Source organism: Actinomadura sp. NPDC049753 (genome assembly GCF_040674655.1).
Taxonomy (GTDB): domain Bacteria; phylum Actinomycetota; class Actinomycetes; order Streptosporangiales; family Streptosporangiaceae; genus Spirillospora; species Spirillospora verrucosospora.
Genome location: NZ_JBFARL010000098.1, coordinates 1 through 18494, shown reverse-complemented (window position 1 = coordinate 18494; position 18494 = coordinate 1). Strand labels below are relative to the sequence as shown.

The window sequence follows — 18494 nt, the reverse complement described above, 5'->3', positions numbered from 1 at the left end:
ATCACGCCGTGATGCGCATCAGCGCGACTCTCTCCCCAGTGAGCGTGAAGGCGAAATGGGAGGGGCCGTTGAAGCCGTCGCCCCCGACCTCCGCGCTGACGGTCACGGTGTCGCCGGACCGCCGGACGCCGGTGACGGTGAGCCGCACCGAGACGCCGATGAACTCCGCGTCGCTCCAGCGGCGGATGGCCTGGTGCCCGCGGAAGAGGCGCCCCCAGTCGTCGACGGCGCCGTCCGGGCTGAAACAGGCGAGGAAGGCGTCGGTGTCCCCGGCGTTGGCGGCGTCGACCGCGTTCTGGACGGTGACGGGGAGAACGGTGCTGGTCATGATGGACTCCTGACGTGGTGGAAAGGTGTTGTGCGTCGCCGAGGACGCTCGTGCGGCCACGGCGCAAGCCCCGCCGTGGCGTGCCCGGTCTGCGATGTCCGCAGTGAGCCAGGCGTTCAGGCCGGTCGCCAGCTCGGTGAGCGGCGCCGGAAAGCTCCGGGACGGCCGCGGACGGCCATCGCGGACCAGGCGGGCGAAGTGCCGGAGCGCGACCGGGACGGTCTCGTCGCCCGCCTCGGCGAGGGCGCCGTTCGTGGCGCGTTCGGCCAGCTCCTCGGCCGCCGCGGCGACGGGGTCGAGGGCGGCTGCCGCGGCCCGTACGCCACGGCGTTCTCCCGCGGTGCGCTCGCTGACCAGGGCCAGCCGCCCGCGGGCCCGGTGGACCGGCGCAGCGCCCGCCTGCGGGTGCTCCAGCAGCTCCGCCGTCCGTTCCAGCACGGCCGCGATCGCACGGCGCCGCTGGACGACCGCCCAGCGGCGAGTGACCATTTGGCCGGCGACCACGGCGGCCAGGCAGCCGGACACCGTCTCCAGGAGGCGGTCCACGGTGGTCCCGGTCACCGCCGACGCCGGGGCGGCGGAGGTCGCGAGCAGCACCCCGAGGGGGGTCACGAAGACCATGGCCAGGGCATAGTTGCGGATCACGACCAGTTCGGTGATGTAGGTGAGGGACGCCAGCAGGGCCGCGAGCATGATCCCGCGCGGTTCCAGCGCGGCCAGCGCCCCGGCGAGGACGCAACCGACGGCGGTTCCCGCACCCCGCAGCCGGGCGCGGGCATTGGCGCTGGCGGCATGGCCGCCGCGCCCCAGCACGGCCCCCGCGGCGGCCATGGCCCAGGACGGCCTGCCGAGTTGGCACAGCAGCGAGAACGACCCTGCGAGCGCCACCGCCGTCGCCGCCCGCGTCGCCGCCCAGGGCACCGGCGAGGCGGGGAGTTCCGCCGCCAGGCGGCGGACGTCCGTCCGGCGGATGGCGAGCCCGGTCCCGGACACGGCGCGACGAGGCCTGGCGGCGCCCCAGGTGAGCACCGTCGCGCAGGCCGCGACGGCGGCCACAGCGGCAGCGCGCTGCACCGCGTGGCCCGGGGGCAGCCCGGCACCGGCCGCGCACACCAGGACCGGCATGACGATGCCGGGCGGGCGGGCGTTCGCGACGGAGAAGATGGCGCTGACCAGGCACGTCCACATCGCGGTGCCCAGGACCGCGCCCCACGCCTGCCCTGCGAGGGTGCCGCCGAGCGCCATCCCGGCGGTCAGGGCCAGCCCTGCTCCCCCGACGGCCGCCGCGTCCCGCAGGGGGGCGCCGCGGCCACCGTAGAGGGCGGCGAGGGCGCCGGTGCTCGCGCCCAGGCCCAGTCCGGGCTGGTGGAGCGTCCCTCCGATCAGGACCGGTGCCGCCGTGCAGGCCGCGGCGATGACGGCGCTGCGGTGGCGGGGAGGTGACGGGTGCAGGGTGAGGAGCTCGGTCAGGACGTCCGGCATGTCGGGTCTCCGGAGGCTCGGCCGGGCCGATCGGCGGCCGCCTGGACGGCGCGCCGCGGCCCGGAAGGGGTCACACGGGATAGACGGTGTGGCGGTCGGCGAGGGTGATCCACCGGGTCTCGGTGAAGAACTCCGCTCCCCAGTCGCTGCCGAAGTGGCCGAAGCCACTGTCCTTGACCCCGCCGACCGGGGCCTGGGGCTCGTCCGCGACCGAGTGGTCGTTGATGTGCACGTTCCCGTGGCGCAGCCGCCGGGCGACAGCCAGTCCCCGGCCTCCGTTCTCGGTGTAGACCGCGCTGGACAGCCCGTACTCGGTGTCGTTGGCGAGTTCCACGGCCTCGTCGTCGGTGCCGACCCGGTGGATCGTGGCGACCGGACCGAAGATCTCCTCCCGGTAGATCCGCATGTTCGGAGCTACCCGGTCCAGGATGGTGGCCGGGTAGAAGGACCCGCGGGCGGGCCCGCCTCCCAGCAGGACCCGCGCCCCCTTGGAGACGGCATCGGCGACGAGCCCGGCGACCCGCTCCGCCGCCCGCGTACTGATCACCGGGCCGACCAGGGTGTCCCCGTTGCCGGGGTCGCCCTGCGGCAGCCCTCCGGCCTTGGCGACGAAGGCGTCCACGAACGCGTCCGCGATGCCGTGCTGGACGATGACGCGGTCCACCGACAGGCAGATCTGCCCGGAGTTCATGAACTTCGCGACGGTGACCCCCGACGCGGCGTACTCCGGATCGGCGTCGTCGAGGACGAGGATGGGGTTCTTGCCTCCGAGTTCGAGGATGACCGGCTTGAGATGGTCGCCCGCCAGGCGTCCGACGATGCGGCCCACGGCGGTGGAACCGGTGAAGTTCACCCGGCGGACCCGCGGATCGGCGATCAGCGCCTCGACGACCTCCGGCGCGTCCGCGCGGTCGTTCGTCAGGACGTTGACGACGCCGTCCGGTACCCCCGCCTCGGCGAGGACGTCGGCGAGGAAGTAGCCAGAGGTGATCGGCGCGTCCTCACTGGGGCGGATCACCACCGGGTTCCCCGTCGCCAGGGCGACCGCGATCGCGCGGGCGCACAGGATGAGCGGGCCGTTCCACGGCACGAACGAGGCGACGACTCCGGCGGGCTCCCGCACCGCGAGCGACCACTCGCCCGCGACGTCGCTCGCCAGCACCGACCCGGCCGGCCTGGTGGCGGTGCCCGCCGCCTGCCGGATCAGGGTGGCGGACATCCCGATGTTGAACGCTGCCCATGTCCGGGTGCCCCCGGTCTCCGCCCGCATGATCTCGGCGAACTCGCCCGCGCGACGCTCCAGCACATCCGCAGCGCGCTCCAGCAGGGCCCGGCGGGTGGTCGGGGCGGTCGCGGCCCATCCGGCGAACGCGCCGTGCGCCGCCTCGACGGCCACCGCAGCGTCCCGCGCTCCCGCGGCGGGCACCCGCACCACCACCTCGCCGGTCACCGGATCGTTCGTGTCGGTGACGCGCCCGGACACGGCCGGGATCTCCTTACCCGCGACCAGCAGGCCGCGGGTCAACGGACCATTGCTCACAGCAGTCACTTGCGCCCCTCGTTGAGACAGGCCCGGACCGGGAAGGACCGGACGGGTTCCTACGAGACGAGCCTGTCCTCCGGGACTCGCGACACGCATGCGTCACATGACTCCGGACTCATCGAAACCCCTGCTCAGGCAGGTTCTCCAAGGGGAGTCTGATCACACCAGGGCGTGGTGCAGCTGGACGCGGGAGGTGACCCCGAGCTTGGAGTAGATCTTCGCCAGGTGGGCGCCCACCGTGCGGTGCGAGATGTAGAGGCGTTTGCCGATCTCCCGGTTGGTGAGACCCTGCGCCGCCATCTGCGCGATCTGAAGCTCCTGTGGGGTGAGCAGGTCGCTGGAGGCGGTCCGCCGTTCGCCGCTGCGCTCGCCCGCGGCCCGCAGTTCGCGGCGCGCGCGGTCACCCCAAGGTGAGGTGCCGAGTGCGTCGAAGGCGTCCCGGGCCGCGCGGAGGTGCTGCCTGGACTCGGCGGCGCGGCGCTGCCTGCGGAGCCATTCCCCGTAGGCGAGTTCCGTGCGCGCCCGGACGAAGGGGCGCCGTGCCAGGTCCGCGGCAAGAGCGGCGTGGAAGAGGGCCTCCGCCTCCTCCGGAGCCGCCAGCAACGCCCTGGCCAGCCGCAGGCCGTCGTGCAGGGAGGGCGAGGTCGTGGCCTTCGCCGCCACCTCCATCCGGGCGAGTACGCCCGCCGCGTCCCCGGGGCGTTCGCCGCGGCGGGCGGCGTCGGCGAGATCGGCGATGGTGTGGCAGCTGAGAGCGAGCTGGTTGGAGGGGTCCGCCAGGTCGTGCATGCGCAGGAGGCGCGCGAGAGCCTGGGGGTGATCGCCCTCCGCCAGCGCCGCGAGGGCGCGCGCGTGCTGGGCGGTGGCGAGCACGTTGCGCGCACCGACGGGCGTGCCGATCCGTTCCGCCTCGGCGGCCAGCTCGGCCGCCCGCTCGACCTGGCCGCGCAGTGCGGCGATCTTCGCCTGCGTGGCCAGGATGAGGCCGAGCAGGAACGGCTGCCCGGTCTCCTGGGCGAGCCTGCCGGCCTCCTCGGCCGCGGGCAGGGCCACCGTGAGGTCGGCGAGCTGGGCCGCCGACCACGCCTGGGCCGCCAGCGCCCGGGTCAGCAGTTGCAGCCGCCCCTGTTCCCGCAGGCCGTCCAGCGAGGCGGCGGACTGGGCCATCGCCACGTCGAAGGTGCCGACCAGGACGGCGACGCTGCCGAGGAGCCGCACCGTCTGCGGGTCCAGGACGGACTGCTCCAGCAGCCGCTCGGAGCGCTCGATGACCACCGCTCCCCGGGCGATCGGCGCCGCGTAGCCGAGAATGGCCAGCAGCCGGGCGTCCAGCGGGTCGAGCGGGAGCCGCTCGGCGGCGTCGACGATCCGGTCCCTGGCCGCCATGCCCGGCTCGCTCCAGAAGCAGCGCAACGCGGCACTCCAGAGGATCCGCACCGCGAGATCGACGTCCCCGTCGGCGGCGACGGACTCGGCGAGATCGGCGAGCGCAGCCGCGTCGGTGCTCCCGTCCCGCAGGCCGTCCTCGAACGCGGCCTTGATCCATGCCAGCCGGGCGCGCCGCTGCCGGGACAGGTCGAGCCGGCCGACTTCCTCCAGGAGCCGGTGAACGATCTCCGGCCGGCCGAGTTCGACAGCGGCGTCCGCGGCCCGCAGCAGCCGGTCGGCACGCCGCTCCGGATCCGGGGTGAGCCGGGCCGCCCGCTCCAGGGCCGCGGCGACCGCGGTACCGTCGCTGCGGCGCTGGGCCCTGACCGCGACGGCCTCCAGAGCGGCCGCGATGTCCTCGTCCGGGCCGTCGCTGGCCGCCGCCAGGTGCCAGGTCCTGCGGTCGGGCCTGTCGGCCAGGACCCCGGCCAGCGCCCGGTGCAGTTCACGGCGTCGCTCGGCGCTCGTCCCCTGGTGGATGGCCGAGCGGACGAGGGGGTGGTGGAAGGTCAGCCGGCCGCCGTCCCCGGCGATGAGGCGGGCGTCGGCGGCCGGTTGGAGGTCGGCGGCGGTCACGGGCCGGCCGATGACCGCCGCCGCGGCCGCGAGCGTCTCGGTGAGGTCCGCGCTGTCGTTCAGCGCGGCGACTTCCAGGGCCGCCTTCGCCGTGGCCGGAAGCAGGGCGAACCGGCGGGTGAACGCGCTCTCCAACCTGGTGGTCAGAGGCAGCCACGGGCTCGCGAGCAGGGCGGTGCCGTCGGTTCCCTCGATCGCGGCCGGCAGTTCGATCAGTGCCAGCGGGTTCCCCCGGGCTTCGGCGAGCAGCCGGGCGCGCAGCGCGGCGGACAGGCCCGCGGCGCCCGCGTCGAGCAGCGCGGCGGCGTCGTGCCCGGACAGCGGCGGGACGGCCAGCTCCGGCAACCCCGCCTCGTCCCAGCGGCTCGCCGTGCCGGTCCGGGCGGAGGCCAGCAGCAGGATCGGCTCCGACTCCAGCCGACGGCCCAGGAACGCGAGCACGTCGGCGGAGGCCGGGTCGAGCCAGTGCGCGTCCTCCACGACGATCAGGATCGGCCGGGTCTCCGCGGTGTCGGCGAGCATGTTCAGCATGGCGAGCGCCACCAGGTAGCCGTCGGTCACGGTCCCCTCGGTGATCCCGAGCGCGGCCCGCAGCGCCGCCCGCTGGGCCGGCGGCAGGACGTCGAAACGGCCGCGCATGGGCCGCAGCAACTGGTGGAGCCCCGCGTAAGGCAGGTGCGTCTCGGACTCCGCACCGGTCGTCGTCAGCACGCTGATACCGGACGCGCGGGCGAACGCGGCGGCCTCCTCCAGCAGGGCCGATTTGCCGATACCGGGCTCACCGCGCAGGACCAGCGACGTGCCGCCCTCCCGCACCGCGCCGATCAGATCATGAAGCCGGTCGATTTCCTCGCTTCGCCCGGTCAGTCGCACCTCGCCAGGTTACCGGTCAAACCAGCGCTGACCAGGCACGGGGCCGCCGCCCAATGGTCACTTGACCGATGCGGCGGGCCCGCGCCCGCGCCTAGCGTCGCAGCAGTGGCCGATGCGCCCCGCCGAGAGCACCGAGAGGATCGGAGATGCCCCACCATCCGGACATGCCGCCGACAACGCGAAGCGGGCAGCTGCTCCTGGCCGACCTGTACGTCTTCCGCGGCGACGTCGGCACGGTACTGGTCATGGACGTGAACTCGGACGTCACCGGCCTCCGCGCCGAACCGGGCTTCCACCCGGGGGCCCGGTACGAGTTCCAGCTGCACTTCGACCGCGCCGGCCGGCAGAGCCTCACCTACCGGGTGACGTTCGGCGACGCCGATGGCCGCGGGCGCCAGCCCCTGGACCTGCACGTTCTCACCTGCGATCACGCCGGGGACGGGGAACCGGGAGAACTCGTGCTCAGCGGCCGGACTGGCGAGCCGGTCACCGCGAACGGCATCCGGCTGTGGGCCGGGAGAGTCGGCGACCCTTTCTACGTGGACCTGGCGCTGCTCTCGATGGTCACCTCCGCGGTCGCGCGGGGCATCGCGCCCGACCTGGCCGCCTGGGATCCCGCGGACGCGCAGAACAGCTTCTCCGGCACCACGGTGGAGTCGATCGTCATCGAGATCCCCGATTCCGGTCCGCTCCTGCGGCCGGGCGCCCGCACCGGCGTGTGGGGCGCCACCAGGCTCGCCGCCGGTGCCGACGGCTGGCGGCTGGCGGACCGGGTCGGCCACCCGATGATGGGGTCGATCTTCCGGTCCGGCGACGCCGGCCGCCCGGACCCGGCCGACCACGGGCACCCGTCACGGGACGTCGCCGAGGAGGCCGGTCGCCTCGCCGGCGCGGTCGCCGCCGTCACTGCCGCCGCCGGAACGGTCGGCGACCCGCGGGCCTACGGCGCGGCCGTCGCCCGCGAACTGCTTCCCGACATGCTGCCCTACGTCGTCGGCATGCCCGCGACGTTCGGCTTCGCGGCCCGCAACGGGCGGGCGCTGGCCGACAACGTGCCGGAGGTCATGCTGTCGCTGGTCACCGGCACCGCCGTCCCCACCGGTCTCACGCCGGGCGTGTCCGGCCACCTGCGGCGAGGCCGATTCCCCTACCTCGTCCCGGCCTGACGGAGCCCCCATGATCGTACGGAAGGACGTGAAGCGCATGATCACCATCGGGAACCAGGCACCGCCGGCGCCCGGGCCCGCCGGCTGGGAGCGCGGCGCCCTCTATGGGCGCGATGCCGAGTTGGCGCTGCTGTCCGACCTGGTCACTCGCGGCCTGGCCGGAGCGGGCGGCGTCCTCCTGCTGAGAGGAGAGGCCGGGATCGGCAAGACCGCTCTGCTGGGCACGGCGCGGGATGCCGCAGTCGGTCAGGGGGGCCGGGTCCTGTCGGCGGTCGGCGTGCAGTCGGAGGCGTCGGTCCCCTACGCCGGCCTCCACCAGCTGCTCAGGCCGGTCCTGGACCGCGCGCCGTCGCTGATGCCCCGGCAGCGGGAGGCCCTGCTGACGGCCTTCGGGATGGCCGAGGGCGCCGCCCCGGAGATGTTCCTGGTCGGGCAGGCGTCGCTGGACCTCGTCAGCGGTGTGGCAGGCGGGGCACCCGTCCTCCTGGTGATCGACGACGCCCAGTGGATCGACGGGCCGAGCAGTGAGGTCCTGGCCTTCATCGCCCATCGTCTGGACGCGGAACGGGTGGCCATGCTCCTCGCGGTGCGCGACGGGCACGACACGGTGCTGAACGACGCGGGGCTGCCCGAGATGACGCTCGCGCGGCTCGACGACGAGGCGGCGGCCGCGCTCCTGGCGGCCCGGGCGCCGGATCTCAGCCTGCCCGCCCGGGACCGGCTGCTCGCCGACGCGGCGGGCAACCCGCTGGCGCTGATCGAACTTCCGGCGCTGCTGGACGGCGGCGGCGGGCACGCGCCGGTGCCGTGGCTGCCGGCCGCGCGCCGCCTGGAGCGGACCTTTCTCGCCCGCGCCGCGGAGCTGCCGGAACCGGTGCAGACCGTCCTTCTGGTCGCCGCGGCTGACGACGAGGGCGACCTGGTCGAGATCCTGCGGGCCGCGGAACGGATGGCGGGCCAGGAGGCGGTGCTCGGCGCCCTGGATACCGCCGCCGGAGCGGGGCTGATCGAGCTGGACGGCCATGAGGTGCGGTTCCGGCACCCATTGGTCCGCTCGGCCGTCTATCAGGCCGCCGGCCCGTCGCGACAGCTGGCCGCGCACGCCGCGCTGGCCCACGTGCTCGACGACCAGCCCGAGCGCCGGGCCTGGCACCGGGCCGCCGCCAACACGGGTCCGGACGACGAGGTGGCGCTCGATCTGGAAGCGGCCGCCCTGCGCGCACTCGACCGCGGCGCCCCGCGCGCAGCCGCGGAGGCCCTGCGGCGGGCGGCGCTGCTGAGCGACCCGGACACGCATCGGGGCCGCCTCCTGCTGCGCTCAGCGGAGATCAACTTCGAGCTGGGTGACGCCGCGGGCGCACGGCAGCAGCTCTCCGAGGCCAGGTTCACCCGGCTGGAGGAGGGCGAGCGGCTGCGCTTGACGTTGTGGACCGAGGCCCTCAACGAGGAGAGCTGGTTCACCCCGGCGCGGGTGCGGTCCTTCGCCGAGGTCGCGGACCGGCTGGCCGAGGCCGAGCGCGACGGCGCCGCACTGGGACTCCGGGTACTGCTACCGCTGGCCACCGGCTGCTGGTACGGCAACCCGACCCAGGAGACCCGTGATCTAGTCGTGCGGACGGCGCGCCGACTGAGCAGGCACGACGGCGACCCGCTGGTGCTGTCCATCGCCGCATGCGCGGATCCGGTGCGGGAGGCGGCATGGGTCATCGAGAAGGCGGCCGGGCTCACCCCGGAGTCCCTCGGCGATCCGGCCGAGCAGCACGCCTTGGGCGCCTCGCTGACCGCCGTGTGGGCCTTCGAGCTCTCCTGGCCGTTCCTGTGCGCGGCGGTCGACGGCCTTCGCCGGCAGGGCCGGCTCGGGCTGCTCGGCGAAGCCCTCGCCTCCCAGGCGTGGGCGGCGCTGCATCTCGGCAAGCACCGGCTGGCGGCGACCGCGGCCGACGAGGCGGGCCGGCTGTCCCGCGACACCGGTCGGCCCCGGTGGGCGTTGGTCGCCGACCTGGCCGCGGCGACGCTGGCCAGCGAACGCGGCGACCACGCGACCGCGGACGGGCTCATCCGGGGCACCGAGGCGGAGCTGTTGTCGGTCGGTGCGCAGTCCATCCTCGGTTTCGCCCAGTTCGCGCGGGGACGGCACGCTCTGGTCAACAACCAGCACGGCGACGCGTTCGAGCAGCTCGCCCGGGCGCTGGATCCGTCCGACATCGCCTACCACCCGTTCGTGGGTTACCTGGGGATCGCCGACCTGATCGAGGCGGCCGTCCGCACAGGCCGCCGCGACGAGGCGGAACACCACCTCGCGCGGCTCGACGACCTGGCCGCGAAGACGACGTCCCCGTACCTGAACGCGATGGCGGCGTACGCCCACCCGCTGGTCGCGTCCGACGAAGAGGCCGAACCGCTCTACCAGCGGGCCCTGCAGAGCAGGCTGTCGAGCTGGCCGTTCCACCGGGCCCGGCTGCTGCTCGCCTACGGCCGTTGGCTGCGGCGCCGGCGCCGGCTCGTCGAGTCCCGCCCGCTGCTGCGGGCCGCGCTGGAGAGCTTCGACGCGCTGGGCATCAAGGCGTTCGGCGAGGACGCCCGAGCCGAACTCCGCGCGACCGGTGAACCGGTCGCGGGTGCGGCGCCGAGCACGCTGGACCGGCTCACCCCGCAGGAGCTGCAGATCGCCAAGCTCGCCGCGAGCGGCATGACCAACCGGGAGATCGGGATGCAGCTGCTCCTCTCCCACCGGACCGTCAGCTCACACCTCTACCGGATCTATCCCAAACTCGGCATCACTGCACGCAGCCAGTTGCACCTGGTCGACTTGGGCGGCGACTAGGCTGTGTTTCAAAGTCCCGGCCCACTTCGAGATGGGCCCTAGCCACAGGGGAGCCGGCGTCCGGGCGCGGTGCGATGCCGAGGGGCCGGAGGCCGGTCACCACGGCGGAGGATCCGCGCGACGCCCGCACCTGCCCAGGCCGGGATTCGCCGGAAAAGGGCGTTCCCACGATCTCCCACCGGCACGGCTTCCTTCGCTCATGTAAGCCGTCCTTCCACGAATCGCCGACCGCAGGCGGCGCAGGGGCGGCCCCCGGAACGGCCCGGTGCCGCCTGCGGCCGGACGCCTACCGGGTGGCGAAGCCGCCGTTGAGGAAGACGGTCTGCCCGTTCAGCCACCAGCCGTCGGTGAGCAGGAACCGCACCCACGGGACGACGAACTCGACCTTGGTCAGCTCACCGAAAGGCGTCTGCCCCCGGGAGAAGTCGTCCTCCCCCGGCGCCGCGGCGTCCCAGAAGAACGAGGTGTCCATCGGCCCGGGCGCCAGGTTGTTCACCGAGACGCGCCGCCCGGCCAGCTCCTTGGACAGCGCCCTGGTGAAATGCTCCACGGGCGCCTTGCTTCCGGCGTACACCGAGTACCGGCCCGTATAGGCGGCCAGCAGGGACGACACGAAGTTGAGGATCTTGCCGCCGTCCTCGACGCGCTTGGCGGTCTCGGCCATGACGAAGAACGCGGCCTTGGCGTTGACGGCGAAGTGGGCGTCGTACTCGTCCTCGGTGACCTCGGTCATCGGGGCGCCCTTCGCCAGCCCTGCCGTGTTCACCGTGGCGTACAGCGCCCCGTAGCGGCCGATCACCGCGTCGTGCACCCGCCGGACCTCCGCCACCGACGTCAGGTCGGCCTCGACCGCGAAGGCGCCCCCGCCCGCTCCAACGCACGCGGCGACCGTGTCTTCGGCCAGCCCCTTGTCGGAACGGCTGTGGTAGTGGACTGCGACATTCGCCCCGGCGGCGGCGAGGTCGCGTGAGATGGAGCCGCCGAGATTCTTCGCTCCACCGGTGACCAGCACGGTCTTCCCACCCAGAACGTTGTCGGGCATAGCTCGTGTCCTTTCGTTCGCGCTGCCTGGGAACACTGGCCATCCTGATCCGGCCGCGACAGGGATCGCTTCCGTCGCATGCCTTCGCCCGCCGCGCCTCACCGCCGTCGCCCCCGTCCTAGACCGACTCAGTCACCTGACGGAGGAACACGGCGGGTCGTCGGCGGGGGCGGACAGCATGCGGGACATGATCTTGGTGGCGGGGGCGGGCGGGCCGTGGGCTCGGCGCTTCATGACGGCCGCGTCCACGCCCTCACGGGCCCCGAGGCGCTGACCTACGACGCCGCCGGGGTGCTCTCCCGGGTCCTGGACAGGCCGGTCCGCTTCGTCGGGCTCTCGGACGCCGACGCCCGGGCCGCCATGCTGGAACGCGGCCCGCCCGCGTTCCACGCCGACGCCCTGATCGAGGTGAGCCGCGCGTACCGGGGCGGCGGCGCGGAGACCGTCACCACCACGGTCCGCGACCTCACCGGCCGCGAGCCGACGACCTTCGAGCAGTTCGTCCGCGACCACCGGTCCGCCTTCGTCTGAGCGGCCGCGGCGAGCGGCGGGCCGGAGTGGCTCCCGGCCCGCGCCCACGAGTATTTGACCTCTAGGTCAAATACTCGCTACAGTTGCGGCATGGGGAGACCGAAGGGCTTCGAACCGGACGTGGTCGTCGCGCAGGCGATGGAGACGTTCTGGACCAAGGGCTACGCCGACACGTCCCCCGCCGACCTGGCCGCGGCGACCGGAGTGGCCAAGGGCAGCCTGTACCACTCCTTCGGCTCCAAGCGCGAGCTGTTCGCCAAGGCGCTGGACCTCTACAGCCGGAGCGGTGCGGAGCTGACCGAGGAGTTCCTCTGGCGGCCGGGCACCACCAAGGAGCGCTTCCGCGCGTACTTCGCGATGCTCGTGGACATGGACCTGGACGGGCCGGTGCGCCGCGGCTGCCTGGCCCAGAACACGGTCGGCGAGCTCGGCGGACGTGACGAGGAGGCCACCCGCGCGGTGCACCGGATGGAGGAGCGCATGATCGGGCTGTTCGCCGCCCGCATCGAGCAGGGGCAGCGGGACGGCGACGTCGACCGGGACGTCGACGCCAAGGCGCAGGCGCTGCTCTTCCAGACCACCCTCGCGGGGCTGCGGGTCATGGCCAAGACGTTCGGCCGGCCGGAGCTGTACCGGATCATCGACACCGCCCTGGCCGGCCTCTGAGGCGCGGCACTTCGGACGAACGCCCTTTTTCACGCCCTCATTTTTGACCTCTAGTTCAAGAACTCGCTGGTTCAGAAAGGAAGATCATGGATCTCGGCATCAGCGGAAGGACCGCTCTGGTCACCGGCGCGAGTCGCGGCATCGGCCTCGCGATCGCTCAGGCCCTGGCCGCGGAGGGCGTCCGGGTGGTGGGCGCCGCCCGCACCGTCACCCCCGAACTGGAGAAGGTCGCCGCCGCGGCCGTGTCCGTCGACCTCAGCACCCGCGACGGGGCGACGTCGATCGTCGATGAGGCGCTCGCCGCGGTCGGCGGGATCGACTTCCTTGTCAACAACGTCGGCGCGGGCGACCCGGACGGGCTGACCCTCGGCGGGTTCCTCGACGTCGGCCACGAGCAGTGGCAGAGGATGTTCGACCTCAACCTGTTCAGCGCGGTGTGGACCACCAAGGCGGCGCTGCCGAGCATCCTGGAACGCAAGGGCGCGATCGTGAACATCTCCTCGATCAACGCCCGTGTGCCCGGCGGCTCGCCGGTCGGCTACGCGGAGGCCAAGGCGGCGCTGACCCAGTTCGGAAAGCGGCTCAGCGAGGAACTGGCGCCGCGCGGTGTCCGCGTGAACACCGTCTCCCCGGGCGTCGTCGCCAGCCCGCTCTGGACCGACCCGGACGGTTTCGGCGGCAGGGTGGCCGCCGCGTCCGGGATCGGCCACGACGACCTGCTCGCAAGCCTGCCCGGCCAGTTCGGCATCGCCTCGGGGCGCATCACCGAACCCGAGGAGGTGGCGGACCTGGTCGCCTTCCTGCTGTCCGACCGTGCCGCCAACATCCACGGCGCCGACCACGTCATCGACGGCGGCACCCTCAAGACCGCCTGACAGACGTGTGCGGCCGCTCGACCCACCCGCTGGTCGGGCGGCCGGCGCCTAGGGCGCGGGAGCCGGACGGCGGAGCCCGCTCCTCAGAGCCTCGGTGAGGCGGTGGACGTCGGCCTCGGTGGTGCGCCAGTTGCTGAAGGCGGCGCGGAGCGCGGGCACGCCGCCGAAGGTGGTGGGGGTGAGGAACGCCTCCTCCTTCAGGCCGACGGCGAGGTCGGCGAGCCGCTCGGCGGTGGGGTCCCCGGCCAGCGTGAAGCACACGACGTTCAGACGGACCGGTGCCAGCAGGCGCAGTCCGGGGATCGTCTCGACGGCCCGTCCGAGGGCGCGGGCGCAGGCGATGTTCCGCTGGACGATCTCGCGGTGCCCGTCCCGTCCGTAGGCCCGCAACGTGAACCAGGCGGCGAGGGCGCGCAGCCGGCGGGAGTTCTCCGGCGTGAGGTGGACGGGATCGGGCGTCTCGCCGAGCGGGCCGAGATAGGCGGCGGCGTTCTGGAACACCCGGGTCTGTAGGCGCCGGTGGCGGGTGAACTGCACGGCGCTGTCGTAAGGGACGTTCAGCCATTTGTGCAGGTCGACGCAGACGGAGTCGGCGCCGTCGAGTCCGGTGACCAGGTCCGCGTGGTCCGGCGACAGCGCCGCGAAGGCTCCGAAGGCGGCGTCGACGTGGAGCCAGAACTCGTGGCGTTCCCGCAGGGCGGCGATGGCACGGAGGTCGTCGAAGTCGACCGTGTTGACCGTGCCGGCGTTGGCGACCACGATCACCGGGCCGCCCGCCTGGGCCAGCGCCCGCTCCAGCGCCTCGGGATCGACCGCCTCCCTGCCGGGCAGAACCGGCACCTGGACCAGCGACGTGCGGCCGAGACCGAGGAGGGACAGGCCCTTCCCGATACTCGAATGCGGACTGCCGGACAGGACGCGCACCCGCCCTAGTGCCGCCGTGCCCTCCTCCGCCACGGAGACGCCCATGCGCTCGCCGAGCCATTCCCTGGCGATGGCCAGCCCCACCGTGTTGGACATGGTCGCGCCGCTGACGAACGCCCCCTGGTGCGCCGTGCCGAGACCGAACAGCTCGCGCAGCCAGCCGACCGTCCGGCGTTCGAGCTCCGGGCCCGCGCCGTCGAGCGCCGACGTGGGGTTCTGGTCGGCCGCCGCGGTCAGCCAGTCGCCCGCCAGCGCGGCCGGCGTGACGCCGCCCGTGACGAAGCCCAGGTACCGGGGCCCGGCGCTGGCGGACAGCAGCGGAGCCCACGCGTGGGTGAACTCCGTGAGCGCCGCCGCCAGCCCGGCCCCCTCTTCGGGGAGCGGTTCGGGCTCGGGCAGGCGCAGCGGCGGCACCACCGGCTGCTCGTGCAGGCGACCGAGGATGTCGTTCGCGCTCAGGCCGACCGTCTGCAGGAGATCAGGAAGCCGGGCGAGATCTGCGGCGAGGCGTGGATGCATGAGCGGAACGGTATCCAGGGCCCCGGCCGAGATCCTGGTCCAATCTTGGCAAACTGGACCAATGCGTACTACGGGCCTCCAGTTGGCCGCGGCGCTGGGCGTGTGGCGAAGGCCGGGCGTCGCCCTGGCCCGGGCGCTGGCCGACGCGGTCGGCGACGCCGCCCTGGACGGCCGGTTGCGGGTCGGTTCCCCGCTTCCCGCCGAACGCCGTGCCGCCGCCGCGCTCGGCGTGAGCCGGGGGACGGTGGCCGCGGCGCTGGACATCCTCCGCGACGAGGGATGGGTCGACACGCGCCGCGGCAGCGCGAGCACCCTGCGGCTTCCGCCGGAGGCGGCGATGCGCGTCGCCCCGGTCTCGGCCGTCGGCGAGGACGGCGCCATCGACCTGCGAAGGGCGGTTCCGGCCGCGCCCCACACGGCGTACCAGCGAGCGCTGCTGAGAGCGGCCGAGCGTTCCGGCCCCGTCCTGGCCGAAAGCGGGGAGACCGGCGCGGGGCTGCCGGAGCTGCGCTCACTGATCGCGGACCGCTACACAGGCGAAGGACTCGTCACGCGGCCCGAGCAGATACTGATCACTTCGGGGGCGCGCGCGGCCCTCGCGCTGCTGACGGCGCACCTGCGTCCCCGGGCCGCGGCCGTGGAGATCCCCACCTATCCCGCCGTGCTGGCCGGCTTCCGGGCCGCCGGAACCCGCCTGGCCGGCTGCCGGGTCGCCACGGACGGCTGGGACCTGGACCAGCTCGACGACGCGTTCCGGGCCGCGGCGGGCGGGCTGGCCTACCTGGTCCCCGACTTCCAGAACCCGACCGGCGCGCTCATGCCGGGCGCCGCCCGGCGGGCCGTGGCCCGCCTCGCCGAACGGCACCGGGTGACCGTGGTGGCGGACGAGACCATGCGCGACCTCGATCTGCGGGCGGCGCCGACGCCGCTTGAGCGGATACCCCGCGCCGTCCTCGTCGGCTCCGGAGCCAAGACGGTCTGGGCCGGCCTGCGGGTCGGCTGGATCCGCGGGACGGCCGCGCTGGTCGGCGAACTGGCCCGCCATCCGCTGTGCGATCCGCTGTCCGCGGCGCCGACGCAGCAGATGATCGCCGCTGAACTCCTCCGCGACCCGGCGCCGGTCCTGCGCCACCGGCGGGCGGTCCTGCGACGGCAGCGCGACCACCTCGGCGGGCTGCTGGCCGGAGACGACCGCTGGCGGTTCACGGTCCCACCCGGAGGGCTCGCGCTCTGGTTGCGCCTGACCGCCGCGCGATCCGACCTCGTGACGGCCAGGGCCCGCGCGCACGGGCTCGAACTCTCACCCGGGCCGTCCTTCGCGGCCGACGCGACCTGCTCCCACCATCTGCGCCTCCCCTACACCTCGCCGATCACCACGCTGGACCGCGTCGCCGCCGTCCTGGACGGCGCGTGCGACGGCCAAGGTCCGCGGGTTCCGAGCCCGGGCCGCCGGGGGACGCGCCCCGGCCGGTGAGCCGTCGCCGAGGCGGTCGTGCCGCTCACTTCTCGGCCTTGTCGGCGAGGGCGGTCAGGTCGGAAAGGATCTCGGACGCCATGACGGGGTGCAGCTCGCCGAAGGTCAGCGGCGTGCCCTTGCTGGGCCAGAAGTCGGTGGGTTCCACGGCGAGCCACACGTAGTCGAGGACCTGGTGGTCGCCGGTGGCGTCGAGCGCTCCGACAGCGAAGCCGGGATCGAGGTCGATGACGACGTACCGCCGGTCGGCGACGCGCCGGTAGATCCACCGCTCGACCCCGGCGTCCAGCGGCGCGCCGCGCTCCCAGCCCAGCTTCACCAGGCCGAGGACGTCGCCGAAGGGCAGCTTGAGGCCCTCGAACCGCTCCAGCCGCCCGCTGCCGCGCTCCTGCTCGGTCAGCGCGTGGACGGGGCGGGTGAGCTGGGGGAACGGCTGCGTGATCTCGTAGTCGGCGAAGACCTCCGACCACGCCTTCACCGTGTCGCCGAGGTCCAGCGGGTGCGCGACGCCGACGCGGGCCGACCCGGGAAGGGCGAACGCCTCGTCGCCGGCGTCGGCGAAGGTCCGGTCCTCGGCGATGCGGAACGCGGTGGCCGTGCCGCCGTCCTCCGCCAGCCAGACCAGGCGGCGGGCGATGTGCCAGACGAGCGGGTGCCGGACGATGTACTCGCCGAACTCGGCGGGCGTCCAGCGGCGCCGCGTCACCATCGCCTGCTCCAGCCTGCGGAGCTGGTCGGCGGCGACGGTGCGGACGTCCTTCTTCAGCCCGGCGAACGCCTGGTAGGCGGCGGGCGCGAGTTCGGGGTCGTCCTTGGCGGCGGGCTTGGGGAGCGTCTTGCGCCGCTTGCCGTCCTCGTCGGCGACGAACGGCTTGAGCTGCTCGTCGAACCGGACGAGGAAGCGGCGCGGGCCGTAGTCGAGGGTCATGCCCCCGTCGGCGTCGAGCCCGAAGTCCGGGACGAGCCGGTCCGCGAGCTGGTCGGTGGTCAGGTCGAGCCGCTCCGCGACCTGCCGGATCCGCTCCCGCGCCTCCGCCTGGAGCCCCTTGAACTTCACCTTCTGGGCGATGCCGTGCAGGTGCATCAGCGCCACGTCGGTGCCGATCTCGGCGAGCACGTCCAGGCCGTGGACGGCGTTCTTGTGCCCGCCCTCCCCCGGCCACGCCCGGATGACCGGGGTGAGGCGCCGGACGGTGTCGTCGTCGCCGGTGCGGCCGAGCTGCCGCAGGGCCCAGGCGTCCTTGGACGGCTTGCCGGCGTCGAGCCACTGCTGGAACAGCGCCCACCCGAAATCGGACAGCGTGCCGGGCGCGCACGCCTCCGCCAGCTCGTCCATCGCGTACGGGGCCGGGAGGGCGAGCACCTCGACCAGACGGCCGACCGCGTCCCGGGGAAGGGCGCGTTCGCGGCCCCGCAGCAGCACCTGCGGGAGCGGCGTCGGATCCAGCCACGCGCCGACGGCGGGGGGCTTGTCGAGGCCCGTCTCCACCGGCGGGGCGGACAGCAGAGTCCGGACCGCCTCGGCGGCCTCGTCGCCGTGCGCGTCGCGGGCCGCCGCCACCACGCCGTCGAGGCCGCGCAGGTCCCGCACGTACCGCAGAGCGGTCTCAGCGGGCCGCCGGTCCTTGGACCTGTCGCCGAGCGCCGCCGGGACGAGCAGGGGCACCGCGTCGACCCCGTGGCGGCCGAACCACCGGCGGGCCGGGGCGAGGAGCGCCCCGCGCTTCACGAGCCCCTCCGCCATGAACATCGCCACGCCGCCGTCCAGGTACGGCATCAGCGGCTCGCAGCAGGTGTCGGGGAACGCCTTGGCCGTCCGGACGGCCGGGGGCAGGGCGTCGAGTCCGTAGCGGGCCGCGAGAGGCCGCATCCAGACGTGAGCCCACCGGACGCCGTAGCCCTTCCAGCGGGGCATGAGGGGACGGATCAGCTCCTCCGGCCCGTACACCATCAGCTGCACGTTGCCGGAGTCGTGGCCCGCGGACGTGTAGGCCTCGACCAGCGCCGCCCAGTCGGGGTTCTCGGGCTTCTCGGTCTTCGGGTCCCACTGGAGCCACTTCTCCCGCTCGCCCTCCTGCCACACGAGCCGCGCCTCCGGGACGGTGAGGCCCGTGAGCACGGGGCGCCGCGGGTTCAGCCACGGCGGGTCGGCGAGCACGGCGGGCAGCTCGCCGGGCGCCGCCTCCGGAACGCGGGCGGACGCGGCGGCGACGCGCCGGACGGCGTCGGCGACGTCCTCCGGC

General features: G+C 74.1%; 12 protein-coding genes. 6 read left to right on the top strand and 6 right to left on the bottom strand.

Annotated elements, in window-relative coordinates; all coding sequences use genetic code 11:
- Position 1: 1 nt before the first annotated feature.
- The 3 genes from AB0K37_RS23995 to AB0K37_RS23985 all read right to left on the bottom strand — a co-directional run bounded on the left by AB0K37_RS23995 (position 2) and on the right by AB0K37_RS23985 (position 6230).
- Complete coding sequence (locus tag AB0K37_RS23995; RefSeq protein WP_363984648.1) at positions 2-1810, bottom strand: FUSC family protein; 1809 nt, start codon at positions 1808-1810, stop codon at positions 2-4.
- A 70-nt stretch (positions 1811-1880) separates the two neighbouring features.
- Positions 1881-3350 (bottom strand): aldehyde dehydrogenase family protein, encoded by a 1470-nt coding sequence (locus AB0K37_RS23990; protein WP_363984646.1) that lies wholly within the window; start codon positions 3348-3350, stop codon positions 1881-1883.
- Between the two features lie 162 nt (positions 3351-3512).
- Positions 3513-6230, bottom strand: a complete 2718-nt coding sequence (locus tag AB0K37_RS23985) for an AAA family ATPase (protein ID WP_363984644.1) — start codon at positions 6228-6230, stop codon at positions 3513-3515.
- A gap of 164 nt (positions 6231-6394) precedes the next feature.
- Between AB0K37_RS23985 and AB0K37_RS23980 the strand changes: the two genes are divergently transcribed.
- Together AB0K37_RS23980 and AB0K37_RS23975 are read left to right on the top strand one after the other, a co-directional pair.
- The gene (locus AB0K37_RS23980) at positions 6395-7396 is read left to right on the top strand and encodes a DUF4331 family protein (protein ID WP_363984642.1); all 1002 of its coding nucleotides are present in this window, start codon (positions 6395-6397) and stop codon (positions 7394-7396) included.
- A 10-nt stretch (positions 7397-7406) separates the two neighbouring features.
- Positions 7407-10220: an AAA family ATPase gene (locus AB0K37_RS23975; RefSeq protein WP_363984640.1), complete on the top strand. Its 2814-nt coding sequence runs from the start codon at positions 7407-7409 to the stop codon at positions 10218-10220.
- Positions 10221-10506: 286 nt separating this feature from the next.
- Here AB0K37_RS23975 and AB0K37_RS23970 read toward each other — a convergent pair whose 3' ends face one another.
- A complete protein-coding gene (locus AB0K37_RS23970) occupies positions 10507-11262 on the bottom strand; it encodes an SDR family oxidoreductase (RefSeq protein ID WP_363984638.1) in 756 nt (251 codons plus the stop codon).
- A gap of 216 nt (positions 11263-11478) precedes the next feature.
- Here AB0K37_RS23970 and AB0K37_RS23965 point away from each other — a divergent pair, with 216 nt between their 5' ends.
- The 3 genes from AB0K37_RS23965 to AB0K37_RS23955 all read left to right on the top strand — a co-directional run bounded on the left by AB0K37_RS23965 (position 11479) and on the right by AB0K37_RS23955 (position 13334).
- The gene (locus AB0K37_RS23965) at positions 11479-11793 is read left to right on the top strand and encodes a hypothetical protein (protein ID WP_363984636.1); all 315 of its coding nucleotides are present in this window, start codon (positions 11479-11481) and stop codon (positions 11791-11793) included.
- Positions 11794-11883: 90 nt separating this feature from the next.
- The gene (locus AB0K37_RS23960; protein ID WP_363984634.1) at positions 11884-12459 is read left to right on the top strand and encodes a TetR/AcrR family transcriptional regulator; all 576 of its coding nucleotides are present in this window, start codon (positions 11884-11886) and stop codon (positions 12457-12459) included.
- Between the two features lie 86 nt (positions 12460-12545).
- Entirely contained in the window at positions 12546-13334 is a 789-nt protein-coding gene (locus tag AB0K37_RS23955; RefSeq protein WP_363984632.1) for an SDR family oxidoreductase, read from the top strand.
- Positions 13335-13382: 48 nt separating this feature from the next.
- Here the strand turns inward: AB0K37_RS23955 and AB0K37_RS23950 are convergent, their stop codons facing one another.
- Positions 13383-14777 (bottom strand): pyridoxal-dependent decarboxylase, encoded by a 1395-nt coding sequence (locus AB0K37_RS23950; RefSeq protein ID WP_363984630.1) that lies wholly within the window; start codon positions 14775-14777, stop codon positions 13383-13385.
- Positions 14778-14838: 61 nt separating this feature from the next.
- Between AB0K37_RS23950 and AB0K37_RS23945 the strand changes: the two genes are divergently transcribed.
- The gene (locus AB0K37_RS23945) at positions 14839-16251 is read left to right on the top strand and encodes a PLP-dependent aminotransferase family protein (protein ID WP_363984628.1); all 1413 of its coding nucleotides are present in this window, start codon (positions 14839-14841) and stop codon (positions 16249-16251) included.
- A gap of 25 nt (positions 16252-16276) precedes the next feature.
- On the opposite strand, the gene AB0K37_RS23940 is transcribed toward AB0K37_RS23945, so the two are convergent.
- A partial coding sequence (locus tag AB0K37_RS23940; RefSeq protein WP_363984626.1) for a DUF4132 domain-containing protein occupies positions 16277-18494 on the bottom strand: 2218 nt, incomplete at its 5' end.

What these genes read in the sequence shown, in the direction of transcription:
- AB0K37_RS23995 (WP_363984648.1), bottom strand. Translation starts at nt 1,810, where the DNA reads ATGCCGGACGTCCTGACCGAGCTCCTCACCCTGCACCCGTCACCTCCC.
- AB0K37_RS23980 (WP_363984642.1), top strand. Translation starts at nt 6,395, where the DNA reads ATGCCGCCGACAACGCGAAGCGGGCAGCTGCTCCTGGCCGACCTGTAC.
- AB0K37_RS23975 (WP_363984640.1), top strand. Translation starts at nt 7,407, where the DNA reads ATGATCGTACGGAAGGACGTGAAGCGCATGATCACCATCGGGAACCAG.
- AB0K37_RS23970 (WP_363984638.1), bottom strand. Translation starts at nt 11,262, where the DNA reads ATGCCCGACAACGTTCTGGGTGGGAAGACCGTGCTGGTCACCGGTGGA.
- AB0K37_RS23960 (WP_363984634.1), top strand. Translation starts at nt 11,884, where the DNA reads ATGGGGAGACCGAAGGGCTTCGAACCGGACGTGGTCGTCGCGCAGGCG.
- AB0K37_RS23955 (WP_363984632.1), top strand. Translation starts at nt 12,546, where the DNA reads ATGGATCTCGGCATCAGCGGAAGGACCGCTCTGGTCACCGGCGCGAGT.
- AB0K37_RS23950 (WP_363984630.1), bottom strand. Translation starts at nt 14,777, where the DNA reads ATGCATCCACGCCTCGCCGCAGATCTCGCCCGGCTTCCTGATCTCCTG.
- AB0K37_RS23945 (WP_363984628.1), top strand. Translation starts at nt 14,839, where the DNA reads ATGCGTACTACGGGCCTCCAGTTGGCCGCGGCGCTGGGCGTGTGGCGA.